This window comes from Methylocaldum sp. RMAD-M (assembly GCF_017832375.1).
In the GTDB taxonomy this organism is placed as follows: Bacteria; Pseudomonadota; Gammaproteobacteria; order Methylococcales; family Methylococcaceae; genus Methylocaldum.
In genome coordinates this window covers 373,107-387,741 of sequence record NZ_JAFIBZ010000001.1, presented here as the reverse complement: position 1 = coordinate 387,741, position 14,635 = coordinate 373,107, and the positions used below count along the sequence as shown (strand labels likewise).

Annotated in this window: 10 protein-coding genes; 1 reads left to right on the top strand and 9 read right to left on the bottom strand. The window is 59.2% G+C overall.

Annotation, left to right across the window (positions count from 1 at the left end; translation table 11 throughout):
• Position 1: 1 nt before the first annotated feature.
• The gene (gene dhaL, locus JOD69_RS01700; RefSeq protein WP_086135189.1) at positions 2–640 is read left to right on the top strand and encodes a dihydroxyacetone kinase subunit DhaL; all 639 of its coding nucleotides are present in this window, start codon (positions 2–4) and stop codon (positions 638–640) included.
• A 44-nt stretch (positions 641–684) separates the two neighbouring features.
• Here the strand turns inward: dhaL and JOD69_RS01695 are convergent, their stop codons facing one another.
• From JOD69_RS01695 to JOD69_RS01655, 9 genes are all read right to left on the bottom strand, one after another.
• Entirely contained in the window at positions 685–945 is a 261-nt protein-coding gene (locus JOD69_RS01695; RefSeq protein WP_210023778.1) for a hypothetical protein, read from the bottom strand.
• Positions 946–1,140: 195 nt separating this feature from the next.
• On the bottom strand, positions 1,141–2,130 hold the full coding sequence (gene dhaK / locus JOD69_RS01690) for a dihydroxyacetone kinase subunit DhaK (protein WP_086135188.1): 990 nt from the start codon (positions 2,128–2,130) through the stop codon (positions 1,141–1,143).
• A gap of 186 nt (positions 2,131–2,316) precedes the next feature.
• Positions 2,317–5,691, bottom strand: coding sequence for an efflux RND transporter permease subunit (locus JOD69_RS01685; protein WP_086135187.1), 3,375 nt, complete (start codon positions 5,689–5,691; stop codon positions 2,317–2,319).
• A complete protein-coding gene (locus tag JOD69_RS01680) occupies positions 5,672–6,850 on the bottom strand; it encodes an efflux RND transporter periplasmic adaptor subunit (RefSeq protein WP_086135186.1) in 1,179 nt (392 codons plus the stop codon). Before JOD69_RS01680 ends, JOD69_RS01685 begins: the two co-directional genes overlap by 20 nt.
• Positions 6,851–7,133: 283 nt before the next feature.
• Positions 7,134–7,481: a hypothetical protein gene (locus JOD69_RS01675; protein ID WP_240507104.1), complete on the bottom strand. Its 348-nt coding sequence runs from the start codon at positions 7,479–7,481 to the stop codon at positions 7,134–7,136.
• 354 nt (positions 7,482–7,835) lie between these two features.
• Positions 7,836–9,269 (bottom strand): diaminobutyrate--2-oxoglutarate transaminase, encoded by a 1,434-nt coding sequence (locus JOD69_RS01670; protein ID WP_086135185.1) that lies wholly within the window; start codon positions 9,267–9,269, stop codon positions 7,836–7,838.
• A gap of 127 nt (positions 9,270–9,396) precedes the next feature.
• The gene (locus JOD69_RS01665; protein ID WP_168183884.1) at positions 9,397–11,853 is read right to left on the bottom strand and encodes a penicillin acylase family protein; all 2,457 of its coding nucleotides are present in this window, start codon (positions 11,851–11,853) and stop codon (positions 9,397–9,399) included.
• Position 11,854: 1 nt separating this feature from the next.
• The gene (locus tag JOD69_RS01660) at positions 11,855–13,558 is read right to left on the bottom strand and encodes a cyclic peptide export ABC transporter (RefSeq protein ID WP_086135183.1); all 1,704 of its coding nucleotides are present in this window, start codon (positions 13,556–13,558) and stop codon (positions 11,855–11,857) included.
• 12 nt (positions 13,559–13,570) lie between these two features.
• Positions 13,571–14,596 carry a CapA family protein gene (locus tag JOD69_RS01655; RefSeq protein ID WP_168183883.1) on the bottom strand — a complete coding sequence of 342 codons (1,026 nt, stop codon included), beginning with the start codon at positions 14,594–14,596 and terminating at the stop codon, positions 13,571–13,573.
• Between the last annotated feature and the right edge of the window lie 39 nt (positions 14,597–14,635).

The window sequence follows — 14,635 nt, the reverse complement described above, 5'->3', positions numbered from 1 at the left end:
CATGTCAGCAAGCACCACTCAAATCAAGGCCTACATCCAGGCTGCCGATGCCGTCATCCGCGAACACGCCGAAGAAGTCACCGAACTCGACCAGGCGATCGGCGATGGCGATCATATCGCGAACCTGCAGCGGGGCCTGGCCGCATTGGACGCGTTGGCGGAAGAGCTCGGGCGAATGGATTGGTCCGCCGCCTTCCAGAAAATCGGCATGAGCCTCATGAGCAGCGTGGGCGGGGCTTCCGGTTCGCTCTACGGCACGTTCTTTCTATCCATGAGCAAGGCCATGCGGGACAAGGACATGAACCTACCCAATCTGGCCGAAGCCTTCAGCCAGGGCGTCGAATCGGTCAAACAGCGGGGCAAGGCCGATTTGGGCGAAAAAACCATGCTCGACGTCTTGATACCAGTGGCGAACGCTTTGCGACAGGCAGCGCGAGAGTCTTGGGAATTGCCGCAAGCTTTGGAAACGGTCAACCGCGTAGCCGGGGCAGGCTGCGAATCGACCCGCGACATGATCGCCACCAAGGGACGAGCCTCGTTCCTCGGCGAACGCGCCCGCGGCCATATCGATGCGGGGGCGAGGACCAGTCAGTTGATCATCGGGGCGATCGGGGACGTGCTGGCGAAGAGCTCACAGTAGACCCCTCCGCGGCTTGTTAGGTATCCCGGGAACCTTCTTACAGCTTATAGCCACTTGATTTCTACCTCTGCCCCCAGGGATTCGAGCACGTGCCGGATTCCCTCAACGCCCTTGTCAGAAGGAAGAGTTAAAGATACAAGCTCTCTGGCCATTATGCGGCGAGCCAGACGCTTCGCTTCAAGTCGTGGTTGCTGCCCAAACTCCACAAGCCGGGGCACCAATTGGTAGCGTGCTTTACCATCCCAATCTGTCCATGATCGGTTTGCATCCCAACTCAATACAGTAATTTTGATGCCGTTTTTCACAATTAGGACCTAATTCCATTCGGCATTCGAGTGAACACTCATCGTAGGGTGGGTTAGCGAAGCGTAACCCACCGATTCGAGGCCGCTCGGTGGGTTACGGCCTCGCGGCCTACCCCACCATCGATGGGTTTCGCTTCGCTCTACCCCTCCTACAAAATGAATGCCTTATTGAAAGCGATTTGGAGTAAAACGTTCTCAACATCCCCACCTCAACGCCGCCGTATGTACCGGCGCATCCCACAACCTGATCATCTCTTCGTCCAGCAGAGTCAGCGTGACGGAGCAGCCCGCCATGTCCAGCGACGTGGTGAAATTGCCGACCAGCGAACGGACGATGCTCACTCCGCGCTGATCCCAGAACTGGCGAGCGAGATCGTAGACCAGATAAAGCTCCATGAGCGGCGTCGCGCCGAAGCCGTTGACGTGCAGCAGGGCCGGCTGGCCTTTGGCGGGTTTCAGCTCGCCGTCGATGGCTTGCGTCAGGTGCTCGACGATTTCCGAAGCGCTCGCCAGAGCCATGCGCTCCCTGCCCTTCTCCCCGTGTATGCCCACGCCCATTTCCATTTCATTGTCGGCGATCTCGAAGGTGGGCTTGCCCAGGGCCGGAACGGTACAACTGGTCAGCGCCACGCCCATGGATGCGGTGGCCCGCACCACCCGCTCGCCCAGCGCCTTGCAGCCGGCCAGGTCCATGCCGGCTTCCGCCGCCGCGCCGACGATCTTTTCGACGATAGTCGTGCCCGCCACTCCGCGCCGGCCCATGCCCTGGTGCTCGGGGATGGACACATCGTCGTGCACCAGTACGGTCTCGTGGGGGCAGTCGAGCATTTCCGCCGCGATCTCGAAATTCATGACATCGCCGGCGTAATTCTTGACGATGAACAATACGCCGCCGCCGTTTTCCGTGGCCTCCGCGGCGGCCAGCATCTGATCGGGCGTGGGCGAGGTGAATACCTGTCCCGGACAGGCCGCGTCCAGCATGCCGAGACCGACGAAACCGGTGTGCAAGGGCTCGTGCCCGGAACCGCCGCCCGAAATCAGCGCCACCTTGCCCGGTACGCGCGGCGCGATGCGGACCATATAGCGGGGTTCCGGATTGAAGCGAACGATATCGGCATGCGCCAGCGCAAAGCCGCGCCCGCTTTCATCCAGCAAACTCTCGACAGTGTTGATGAATTTCTTCATGGGATTCCCTAAGACGTTCGATAACTCGTTAACTGAAGCGGCCCGCGGGCCTGGATAGCGTGCCTGAAAGCAAACCATCGGGCCCTCCTCGGGTCAAGCTTTGTCTGAACAAGCGCATGTAGGCAAAGGATTGCCGACCTACTTAGCGACGCCCTTTCGTAGGTCGGCAATCCTTTGCCGACACAGCTATACCCCGGTAGGAACCGCGCTAGAGGCCGCAACCTGCCGCGACTGCCCAAAAATGGCGTAACACACCGGCGTCAACACGAGGCTCGCCCCCATGCCGAACAACAGCCCGGCGGCCAGCGACAAGGTCATCGGGACCAGAAATTGGGCTTGCTGGCTGGTCTCCAGCAGAGTCGGCAGAAAACCGGCGAAGGTCGTGAGAAACGCCAGCAGAATCGGGCGGAAGCGGACGGTGCAGGCCTCGAGAATGAGGTTATAGGCTTTAGGCTCTAGGCTGTAGCCAGCATTTATCGGCGAGTCTTGCTCCCTTTCTTCGCCTAGAGCTACGAGCCTAGGGCCTGTAGCCTCATGTTCCTTGATGTAGTCAAGCAAGACCAAACTGTCGTTCACCACCACGCCGCTGGCGGCGATCATGCCCACCAGGGATTCCATGGATAAAGGCAGACCCGCCAGCCAGTGGGCGAAAACCGCGCCGCACCAGGCGACGGGCGCGGCCAGCAGAAAAATCAGCGGAATGACATAGGAGCGGAACGGCACGGCGATCAGGGCGTAGATCACCACCAGGGCGATCAGGGTATAGAAAGCGAGAGCATGAACGGACGCCTCCTGCTCGATTCGCTCCTCGCCCAAGCCTACGTCCAGCCCCGGGAACTGCTGTTTCAAACGGGGAATTTCCGCTGCTTCCAGATCGGCATAGATCGCATTGAGGTCCGCCGACTTGGGATCGACCCGCGCTTGCACTTTCAGCACACGCTGCCGATCCTGCCGGGCCAGCTTGGCGTAGCCGGGCACGAGGTCAATCTCGGCGAGGGTCCGAAGCGGCGCTTGTGCTCCGTTGGGCAGGCGGATCGGCAGATTATGCAGATCGTCCAAGGACTGCCGCTCGCTCCGGGGCAGGCGCACCATGACTTTGACTTCGCTGCGCCCTCGTTGCAGCCGATGAACTTCGTCGCCGTAGTAGCCGTGCCGCGTCTGCTCGGCGACGTCTTCCAGCCGCAGCCCCAAGCGTTCCGCTTCAGGCTTCAGGCGAAGGCGGATCTCGGGTTTGCCGGGTTCGGCGGAGTCGACCACGTCGTACACGCCGGGATATGCGGCCAGTTTGCGCTTGAGCTGTTCGGCCGCCGCGGTCAGCAGCGACGGATCGGGCGCCCCGAGGTCGAGCTCGATATCGTAGGGAACATCGCCTTCCTTGTAGAGAAAATCGATTTTCGCGCGCCCGATGTCGCCGATGCGCCGGCGCCATTCCCGGATGAAATCCTCGACCACGATGCGTTGCCGTCCTTCCGGCGAAAGCTCGGTCCAGAATCCGGCGCCGTGCTCCCACACCAGCGTCTCCAGACCGACGATTACCGAGGCTGGCTCCAGACTTGAGACCTGAGGCTGGAGACTTGAGGAAGATAGTGCTGCTGTTTTCTCTCTGCCTTTTCCTCCAGCGTGATCCAGTTCATCCCGCAACTCCAGCAAAGCCCGCTCCACTTTTTCCGCCGCCCGGAGGGTTTCACTATAGGGCGCATCCTGCGGTAACTTCAGATTGACCCAGAAACTGTCCTTGGTGACATCCGCCTGCAGCGACAACCGGATATGGCCGCCGGCCACCAGCGCGGCGCCCAGCATCAGCAATACGGCGAAAGCGGCAACGGTGAGATAGCGCCATGCCAAGGCTTTTTCCAGAAAGGGGCCGTAAATCCGCCGGACGAAATCCTCCAAACCGCGGTTGAGCCTGATACGAAATCTCTCCAAGCGAGAGACATATGGGCCGGGTCTTGAGGGAGCGGCCAAATGCGCAGGCAAGATCAATAGCGCCTCGATTAAAGAAAATACCAGCGTGAGAATCATCACCAGGCAGATCGGCCGCATCATCTCCCCCGCCCAGCCGGGCAGGAACAGGCCGGGCAGGAAGGCAACCAGGGTGGTCAACACCGCCAGAATCACCGGCTGGGCGACGCTTTCCGCGCCGCGAATGGCACAGGCGAGGCTATAGGCTCTAGACTCTAGGTCTTGATTTTCCAGCGTCTGAGGTCTAGAGCCTAGCGCCTCTTCTTGAGCCTTCAGCCTATGGCCTAGGGACTCTGGCCTAGAGTCTAGAGTCTGTTCCTTATGCACCGCCTCCCCGACGATGATGGCGTCGTCCACCAGAATACCCATGGCGAGCAGAAAACCGAACAGGGACAGCATATTGAGCGAGATGCCCAGCATCGGCATCAACCAGAGCGCGCCGAACACCGAGGTGAGAATCCCCGCGCCGGCCCACAAAGCCACCTTGAATCGCAGAAATAGGCTCAGCACGGCGCACACCAGAACGAAACCGCAGAGGCCGTCCTCGATGAGAGTCCGGATGCGCTCGTCGTAGGCTTGGGAATCGTCCCACCAGGTAATCATCGAGAGCCGTTCCGGCAGCCGGGCGCTCATCTCCTCCACATAGGCCTTGACCCGGCGGGCGACCTCGACCGTGTCATGCTCGGCGTGGATTTCCCAGCCCTGAGCCGTCTCGCCGTTGTGGCGCCATGCCGAGAGCCGTTCTTCCAGGCCGTCAGTGACGGTGGCTACGTCGCGGAGCAGCACCCGGCTGCCGTCCGGATGGGTTTTGAGCACCAGATCCCCGATCGAAGCTCCCTCTCGGGCTTTGCCCTTGACCCGCAGCAACAGTTCACCGGCCGGGCTCTTCACCATGCCGCCGGGCAGGTCCACCGAAGTCCGTCGGACCGCGTCGGCAACATCGTGCAGGGACAACCGGTGTTGCCGCAGCCGTTCCGAAGAAACCTCGATGGCGATTTCGTAAGGCACGTCGTAGTAATTGAGGGCGCGGGTGACGCCGGGTAACCGCGCCAGATCGCCCTGGATACGTTCGCCGAGCCGCTTGAGGACGAGCGGATCGGTGGGACCGTGCAGCGCCACCCAGATGACGCCGTCGTCGCCCTCCCGGTAAGCCGGCTGCACCTCGATCTTTTCGAGAGTCTTCGGCAGTCGCTGAATGGACTGGACCCGCCCGCGCACGGCGTTCATCACCCGGTCTTTGTCGTGACCCGGCAGAACCACCACATTCACCCTACATTCGCCCTCGCTGATCTCCGACTTGAGCCGCTTGACGCCCGGCAGATCGTAAACCGCCTCTTCGATGCGGATGCACACCGATTCCTCGATCTCCAAGGGCCCGGCACCAGGATAGATCGCCTTGATTTCGATTTGGTGGGGGAGAAAGCGTGGAAACACCTCCTTGTCCATGACGATCAGGCTGCCGATTCCGCCGAACAGGATCAGCAGCATCAAGAGATTGGCGGCGACCGGGTTGGAAGCGAACCAACCGACGAGACCAGAGGAAAAGGTTTGAGACTTGAGGCTGTAGGCTTGAGAGCTATCAATTGGAGGCACGGTCATTTCTTTCCTCCGGCCTCAAGTCTCCAGCCTCAAGTCTCACGAGCATCCCCTCCACGGGCACTTGCACGCCGCCGATGACCACCTTCTCCCCGGCAGCCAGTCCGCCGCCGATCAAGACCCGATCGGCTTCGGTGCGCAGCACCGCGAGGCGGCGGATATGGAGGTGCCGCTCGGTATCCACTACCAGCGCTTCCTGAGCCGCGTTGACGGCGCCGGGCGGCAGCACGAAAACCCCGGACTGTTCCCTGCCATCGATCTCAGCCTTGACGAACAAACCGGTCAGCAAGGGTTGGGGATGTTTTTGCGCATACGGCTCCCGAACTTCCGCCACGAGATGTAAGAGGCCGGTCGCGTCGTCGACTTGCGCCTCGCTGCGCACGATGCGCCCCTCCCAGCGCTGTTCGACGTTCCCGAGATCCGCCGTCAAAATAACCCTGGGGCCTTCGTCACGATGGCCGTTGCGCCGGCCCAAGTCCAGATCGAGGTATGCCAGTTGATCGGTCGAAACCGGCAAGCGCACCTCGGCCACATCGGTGGCATAGACCCGCGCCAGTTTTTCGCCGGGCTGCACGTATTGGCCGAGTCCCACGTACTTGGCCAATACACGGCCTGCGAACGGCGCGTGCAGGTCACACCGGCTCCGCTGCACGCGAGCCTTGACCAAATCGGCCTCGGCGGCTTTCAGCTTGGCCCGCGCTTCGGCCAGTTGCGGCTCGTGCAGGATGAGCGGCGAGGGCTGTCCTTCGCCGAGAGCCTGCCATTCGCTTCGAGCCTGTTCGGCTTCGGCTTCTTCCTGTGCGAGCCGACGCTTAGCCTCCGCAAGCTGGGCTTCGGCGGCGAGGACGGCCTGATCGTAGTCGCGGGGATCGAGTCCCACGAGTTCCTCGCCCATCTCGAAGAACCCGCCGGCGACGAAATCGGGATTCAACCGGATCACCTTGCCCGCCACCTCCGCGACCCAGTCGATTTCGTTGCGGGGCACGACGACACCTTGTGAACGCACGTTCAACCGAACGGTCTGCGGCTCGGCACGAACGACCGAGACCAGCGGCGGTTCCGCTTTGGCGGGCTGGGTTTCCAGCGCCGGCCGGTGGGATACGATGGCGTAAGCGCCGACCGCGCCGGTCAGCAACACGAGAATGGGGAGGAGGATCTTCATCTAGACGTTAACTACGCCGGAGGGAAAGCCCCAAGCTTCGACGCCTATCTCGCTGCTCGGGCGAGCACGCGGCGCACGCTCGCGGTTCGGCCTCAAGTCCAACGTCCAAAGTCTCCAGCCTCATGGCTCTCCAAGACTCACCGGTAGTTCACCTGCCCCGTTTGGTGCGTGGGCCAAAGCCCAGCCGAAGAAGGCGCATGACAATCAAAAAAACCGGCCATCGCAAGACCGGTCCGGCGTGTATCGGCACCCAAAAAGCCGGGTGGCGTTTCAGCCATCCGTGTCATCGGCTATCCAGCTTGGCCTTGGCGACCGTCGCCACGGCACCGATCTGTTCGACCTCGGCGCGGAAGCGTGCCTGTTCAGCGTTTGCCGTCTCGGCGATGACCGAGTTGTCTGCGTTGGCTTCCTTGACGATGCAGTCGTTGTAGGCTTGCGCCTTTTGCTGCCAGTCTCTCGCCACCTTGAGACTGCGGTTGTAGGCGTCGACGCTGCGGGAATCGATCTCCGGCACGGCCGGCCGCGTTCCGCAACTTGCCGGACTCCATTTGCCGTCGGCGAGAGTACCGGCATGGATCTCCAGCGCAACAATCAGCATGACAAGGGCGGCGGTCAGTGTGCGTCGTTTCACGGATTACTCCTGAAGGGAACAGCAAAACCAAAGACTCGGCCAAAGGCAATTTGCCGCAGCCATTCCATATAAGACGTTTGACCGCCCCAAAACCCGTACTCCTATCGCTTATTTTTTCGGTGATGCCGGTCGCGCATGCACCGCCCCGGCACTACAGGGGAACGTCATAAAACCGATTATTAACCCGGCCTATAAATATAGGCCGGGTTAATCCGGGGCAGGGATGCCCCGGCGCGGCGACAAGCCGCGTGAGCCCAGGCCGGGCGTGTACCGGGCCTGGGCGGCGGCCCGAAATACCAGGAGGGTATTTACGGGCCTGATTAATAATATCGCGCCTCTGAACAGACTCGAGTCTCAGGCCGCCCGCACCGCCTCTTCGAAGATCTCGGCGATCCGGTCGATGTCGCCCGCGGTCACGATCAGAGGCGGCAGGAAGCGGGCCACGCTTCCCTGACGCCCGCCCAATTCGAGAATCAAGCCGCGATCCAGACATTCCTTCTGAATCCGGCGCGCCAGTTCGCGGCAAGGCGGACGGGCGCCGAGACGATCGGGCTCGGCTCGCGCATCCACGATCTCGGCGCCGACCATCAGGCCCCGTCCCCGCACGTCGCCCACATGAGGCGACTCCCGTTGGATACGGAGCAGATGGGCCATTAAACGCTCGCCCATCGCGTCCGCATGGCGGTCGAGCGTCTGCTCCTTGACGAATCGCAGAGTCGCGGCGCCCGCCGCCATGGCCAATTGGTTGCCTCGAAACGTGCCGGCGTGCGCGCCGGGCTCCCAGCTGTCCAGACTTTCGTGGTAGACCGCCACGCTAAGCGGCAGTCCGCCGCCCACCGCTTTCGAAAGCACCAACACATCCGGCAGGATGCCGGCATGCTCGAACGCATACATCGCTCCCGTGCGACCTACGCCGGTCTGTACTTCGTCGACGATCAAGGGAATCTCCCGTTCGCGGGTGATGCGCCGTATTTCCCGAAGCCACTCGTCCGGCGCCGGAATCACCCCGCCCTCCCCTTGCACGGCTTCCAGGATCATGCCGGCGGGCGGAGCGATGCCGCTGTTGGTGTCGTCCAACAGCCTCTCGATGTAGGCGATGGACGCGCGCCAGGTCGCCTCGCCGCCGAGATTGAACGGGCAGCGATAGGCGTAGGGATAAGGCAGGAAATGCACCTCGGGCATGAGTCCCCCGATCGCCAGCTTGGGCCCGGTCTCGCCGGTCAAGCCCAGCGCGCCGTGGGTCATGCCGTGGTAGGCCCCATGAAAAGCAAGGACCGAACGCCGACGAGTGGCGGTCTTGACCAGCTTGAGCGCCGCTTCGATGGCATCCGCCCCGGACGGCCCGCAGAACTGGATACGGGCGTGGCCGGCGAATTCGTTCGGCAGCGTAGAGAAAAGCTCCTCGACAAAAGCGTCCTTGACCGGCGTCGTCAAATCCAGGGTTTGCCAGGGCACGCCATCGGCCACCGCGCGTTGCACCGCCTCCACCACCACCGGATGATAGTGCCCGAGCGTCAAGGCCCCCGCCCCAGCCAGGCAATCGATATAGCGCCGTCCGTCGGTATCCTCGACATGAATGCCTTCGGCCCGGCGAATGGCGATGGGCAGCTTGCGCGGATAGGTCCGGGCGTTGGATTCGAACGCCGTCTGCCGATCCAGATAATACGCGTTGCCCGAAATATCGTTCCGCCTCGTTCGATTCGATGACGCCAACGATAATCCGTCGGCCCCGGCTAAGGGTTCCTGCGAGGGAAGGTCAATTTTCGGCTCCGCAACAATGTGCGTCATGATGACAACTCCGTTTCAGTTTTATGCGATTCGTTGCCCGAAGCACTTCCGGGCATCTGGTCCCACTGCCATGCGGCACCGGGCATTTCCGCAAATCCTTGCCCCCTCTCTTCCAATCCCACTGAATTCAGTCCTCCACTGGCACCAGATAAAGCCGATGAACGAGATCATCGACTAAAAAAGGCGTAGGAGTTCCTTCCACCCAAGCCGAGTGTTGGTCGTCATAATGTGCCGACAGCGGATGCCCGGATTGGCCTCCCGGCATATGGAAAAGGCCGTTGAGTTCATGACCCGGCGCGACCACCATACGCTCGCTGGCTCCATAGCCGGGCGAGTAAACGCGGACGCATTCGCGGCATCCCGACACGGGAACCGGCGGCATGTCCAGGAAGGTGCCGAGCAATGGAAGCGCGGATGAAAACGGATGGGCGATAGACACGCGATTGACCGCGCCCCAAGTCAGCGATTCCGCGGACTCGCCTCCATACTTAGCAGAGATGTTACGCTCCGACCGTATCAGGAGATCGCGGAGAAAAGCATCCCAATCCGGATAGCGTTCTTTGTGAGGCAACAATTCCGGCAATTTCGCCTCTAGAAGTTGCTGCAAGGGCTCATCGATGGTCGCTCTCTGAAGCCGGAAGCCGGGATCTAGGCTACGACACCTCGTCAGGTAGGGAGAAATAACCTCGTCGAGCAACAAGCGGCGAAATTCCACCAGCAGCGCAAATCCTACCGACCCTTTTTCCGCGGAACCGTCCCACCTTTCCAAGCTCTCCCGCCAACGTTCCCCCGCCTCGCGCGCATCGCCGGGCGGAAGAGACAGGGCAAGCCGTTGATAAAACCGATAGAACTCCACCCGCGTGTCGAGTTGCAGGGTAAGCATATCCCGCTCGTCGAGATTATTGGCCATGGAGAGTTTTTCGGCGATTCGGTGGGCGCGGTGCCCGTGGTCGAAATCATGGCCGATGACATAGGGATAATCGTCATTGAGCATCCGCTGATTGGCGTTGACGATGAAACCGGCTGACGGATTCACCGAGCGTGGCAGCTCTTCGGGCGGAATGTAACCTTTCCAGCCGCGCGAGCCATCTGCCCAAGAGCGGGTAACCGATCCGTCGAAACCGAAGCGTCTCGGGATTTTCCCCGTGTAAGTCCAACCGATGTTGCCTCGGCTATCCGCCGCCATGGCATTCAAGGGCGGACCGCCGCCCCGGTTGAACACGGCCTGGGCGGCAGCGACATCCTCCACCGCATCCAGGTTGAGAAGATGCAGGTCGGTAGCCTCCGGATCCAGGGCGGTCCAGTGTACGGCCACCCGCTTGCCCAGTAGGGGTTCGGGCAGAGCGGGTCCCCAGATGGTTTCCAGTACTTTGAACGTGCGCTCGGTTCCGTCCCGTACCGGCACCGTTTCGATGCGTTCGCCGAAGCGGGCAAATCCCTGAGGCGTGCGATAGCGTCCGGGATCGTCCGGATCGAGTTCCAGTTCCACCAAATCGACGAAATCGCCCTCTATGTTGGTAAAGCCCCAGGCCACCTTACCGTTGGAACCCACCACGACCAGAGGGATTCCCGGCAAGCTAAGACCGGTGAGCTGCACGTCCTTATAGCGAATTTGCACCCGGTACCATATGTTGGGGACACGTAGCGACAAGTGCATATCATTTGCGAGGATGGCTCGTCCGTCCCAAGTTTTCGAAGGACCGACCACCCAACCGTTCGATCCCTTGGGGGCAGGACCGTCCGTTGCCAAACCGGCGTAGTGTTCTCCAGCATTCCTCAGCAAGGCAGACAAGTCCTCCTTGGGAATCGGAGGGAGCCGAGTCCGAGAGGCTTTGCCGCTTAGAAGTTGGTTGGTGTAGCGATCGACGGCCGGAGAGAAAAACGCATTTACCGCTTTCGGCAGGGCGGCCTCCATGACCGTGGCCATGCGCTCCGCTTCCCCCGTCCATCCCAAGTCCTCTTCCATGGCCAGCACCACCAGCAGGCTGTCCTCGGGCCGCCAAGCGGAAGGCCGATATCCCAACAGCAAGAATTCGAACGGTACGACCGGCATGGACGCCATTCCCTGGTTGATCCCCGCGGCATAAGCCTCCAACACCCGCAACTGATCCTCCGGAAGGCGTTTCACAATAGCTCCGGCCACATGTTCGAAACCCATTACCCGATGCCGATGGTCCGACTCCACCAAATCTTCTCCCATGACCTCGGCCAGCCGTCCCGCCATTTGCCTCCTCAGCAGATCGAGTTGAAACAGGCGGTCGCGAGCGGTCACAAAACCTAACGCATAAAAGGCGTCCTCGCGGGATTTTGCCGAAATCGAGGGAATTCCCTGGCTGTCGAATTCCACCACGACGCCCGATGCAAGCTCAGTAAGCCGGTAAGTCCCCTGCTCGGGGGGCAACGATAGTCGTAGCGAGCAATACCCCGCCAAGCAGCCGGCACCGATCAAAATGACGGCGCCGAAAAACAGGCGATGCGTTACTTTCGTGCTCGTTCGGTTCCACCGCCGTGACGACATTCGGTTCGATAGCTCTGCCGAAACCGCCGATTTTTCTTCCTTGTCTCCAGGGCTCGAGCAACCCATTTCAGGCTCCATGGCCGACCTCTAACATTGTCGTAGTAGGGGCGGCGAAATTTTCGGCTCTCCCATGGCTATCGCTCGCCTCGGCCACCGGCACCTCGAAAAGCTTTCCGTCCCGCAGCTTGAGACAACGATCCGCCAATGAAAAATACGCATCGTCGTGAGTAATCACGATAACCGTCTTTCCGCGGGATTTTAGGGAACCGAGAATCTCTCGGTAGAAAATCCTCTTGAATATCGGATCCTGATCCGCAGCCCATTCATCGAACACATAGAATGGACGATCTTCCAGATAAGCAACCAGAAGTGCGAGCCGTTTTCGCTGCCCTTGCGATAAATTGACCGTAGAAAACTTACCGTCCTTGACGGTGACCTTGTGAGCGAGGTCCAGATGCTTCAGGTATTCCCATATTTTGCTGTTGGATTCCAGATTGTCGAAGCCCAATAGGTTTTCGAACAGGAAAAAGTCGAAAAAAATGGCCGAGAAGTGCTGTCGATAATATTCGAGATTTCCATCATTTATCGGTTCGCCATCCAACTGTATTTCTCCGCTTTCCGGCCGATATAATCCAACCAATAAAAAAGCTAACGTGGATTTCCCGCTGCCGTTTCCTCCAATAATAAAAACGATTTCACCGGGGTATAGAGTTAGGTCGATAGGGCCGAGTACGAACTCCACGCGCCCGTCTTCTCCACGATAACAATGCTGGACTTTCGAAAGCTCCAAAATCGGCGTACGCGCTTCGGGATCTCTTCTTGGAAGCAGCCCGTAATCCTGATTTTTGCCGGAAAGCCCTTTCTCCAGAGCGTGAATCTTTCCGGCCGACACCCTGGCTTTCGACAGGATAGGAATAACTTCGAGCAGAAGCTGGAGCGGCATAGCCATGTATAAAATGATCAAACAATAGCCTCGCGCGATCTCGGACGGAATTTCCTGCCACTGAGGCAGAATGAAAAGAATCGTACCGATCACTGCGTAAAACAATCCGTTTCCCCAGTTGATGGCGACCGCATACCACAGCATTGCCGATAGCCTATTCCGACGGCAATTGATAATCGAAGCTTCCACGCAGTCCGACAAAAACGCCCGGCGACGCGGCTGATTGAGCTTTAGCTCCTTGATTCCATCGGTCATGTTCCGAATGTATCTATATACCGAATCCTCGTGCTCGCGGGCGACCACCAGCCATCGATAGGCCCAGTATTGAATCGTCCTAAAACTGAGGACGCCGACGGCCATGGCCCCTAACACGATCCAGAGGATATCCCTCGATAACCAGCCAAGATAACCCAAGCCGCCGAACACCACGGCGATATTGACGCAAATGGAAGGAATTCGGGTGAACGCCTCGGAGACTGCCGCCACATCTTCTGTGAGATTTGCCAAGGCCTTGCCGGGGCCCATTTTCTGAAATTCAGCCAGCGGTAATTCGAGAATTTCTCGACACAGCCTGATTCGTAAATCACGAATCGTATTTTGTCCTAGGAATATGACGACGTATTCCGATACGAGCCTGGCCGCGATAAAACTGCCACACAGTCCGACGAATACCGGCCAATACTCGTCTATAGAAGCAGGGGGCTGCAGTGCGCCATTGATCACGGCGAGCAGTGCGACCCCGCTAAGCCCACTAACCATGCCCGTTAGGGCAGCGATCAAGAGCGCGATCCATGACCGAAACGGAAGAAAGCCGAATAAATCACTCATCGGGTTGTCACATTATCGAGACCGAGCAGGTTCAGTGCGGCGTATTTCGAGCTCGACGCATCGCTGTTTCTTGTGCAAGAACGCATATATAAACTCCCAGTTCATTCTGCCGACACCCCAGACACCGTTGCTATCCGGCCCGATATCGGCTTTCAGAATAATCCCGATAGGGGTATCTCCCCTATTTTCAGAGGAGCAAAAATTTCCCAATGAATAAGCTAATAATCTTGTATTGCGATTAGTTTCACAAAGCTCGACTGGTTGCGGACAATGCGAATGATGGCCGATGATCATATCCCACATGTTTAATAATCTGCGGCCGTGCAGCACCTGATGATATTTAGGACGCAATTGCATTTCGTATCCCCAGTGCGGATACAAAATATTGAATTCGGCATCGCCAGCAAAATAATCATCGACCTCATCTATCGTCGCTACGAATTCGCATTTTTGATTCGACCAACGGGTACAACCGACAATATTTACCTTACCGTCAATGAGCACAGACGGTTCATCCCGCCTTCCCACGGTTATAAAGCCATAATCTTGCAGCCGCCGGTAGGATTCGCAAAACCCATCCCAGCCATAATCGCCCGTGTGATTATTGGCACAGGACAGAACCGTGCGCTCAGGTGGAAAAAGCTTGGACAGATGGTCCAAAATCTCCTCGGTGTGAGCCTGGGCCATAAACACCTGCTTGCGGTGGCCGGTAACAATAGTCCCTTCGAAATTACCGACCAGGAAATCCGTATCAGAGAAAAAGCGCCTGATATCCTCCCCGATTCTTAAATCCATTCCTTCGAGGATCATGATATCTCCGATAAAACCCAGCTTTATCCGAGGCATAACGGTATTTATCACGCTGTTATCGGGAACGAATTCTTCGAATGGGCCGTGGCTTCGCGGCGGATTGATCAGGACGTGGTAAATCCACTCCAATCCCTCGACGAGGCTATAAGGCTGGGAAAAATATCGGGGCGGCTTGTCGTTATCCCAACCGGGGCACCTTACTGCTACTTTGCGTTTGAGCAGGTCCATCGAACTAATCCGGCGTGTTGTTTCAGGGTGGATGCTTGC

What these genes read in the sequence shown, in the direction of transcription:
- dhaL (WP_086135189.1), top strand. Translation starts at nt 2, where the DNA reads ATGTCAGCAAGCACCACTCAAATCAAGGCCTACATCCAGGCTGCCGAT.
- dhaK (WP_086135188.1), bottom strand. Translation starts at nt 2,130, where the DNA reads ATGAAGAAATTCATCAACACTGTCGAGAGTTTGCTGGATGAAAGCGGG.
- JOD69_RS01685 (WP_086135187.1), bottom strand. Translation starts at nt 5,691, where the DNA reads ATGACCGTGCCTCCAATTGATAGCTCTCAAGCCTACAGCCTCAAGTCT.
- JOD69_RS01680 (WP_086135186.1), bottom strand. Translation starts at nt 6,850, where the DNA reads ATGAAGATCCTCCTCCCCATTCTCGTGTTGCTGACCGGCGCGGTCGGC.
- JOD69_RS01670 (WP_086135185.1), bottom strand. Translation starts at nt 9,269, where the DNA reads ATGACGCACATTGTTGCGGAGCCGAAAATTGACCTTCCCTCGCAGGAA.
- JOD69_RS01665 (WP_168183884.1), bottom strand. Translation starts at nt 11,853, where the DNA reads ATGGGTTGCTCGAGCCCTGGAGACAAGGAAGAAAAATCGGCGGTTTCG.
- JOD69_RS01660 (WP_086135183.1), bottom strand. Translation starts at nt 13,558, where the DNA reads ATGAGTGATTTATTCGGCTTTCTTCCGTTTCGGTCATGGATCGCGCTC.
- JOD69_RS01655 (WP_168183883.1), bottom strand. Translation starts at nt 14,596, where the DNA reads ATGGACCTGCTCAAACGCAAAGTAGCAGTAAGGTGCCCCGGTTGGGAT.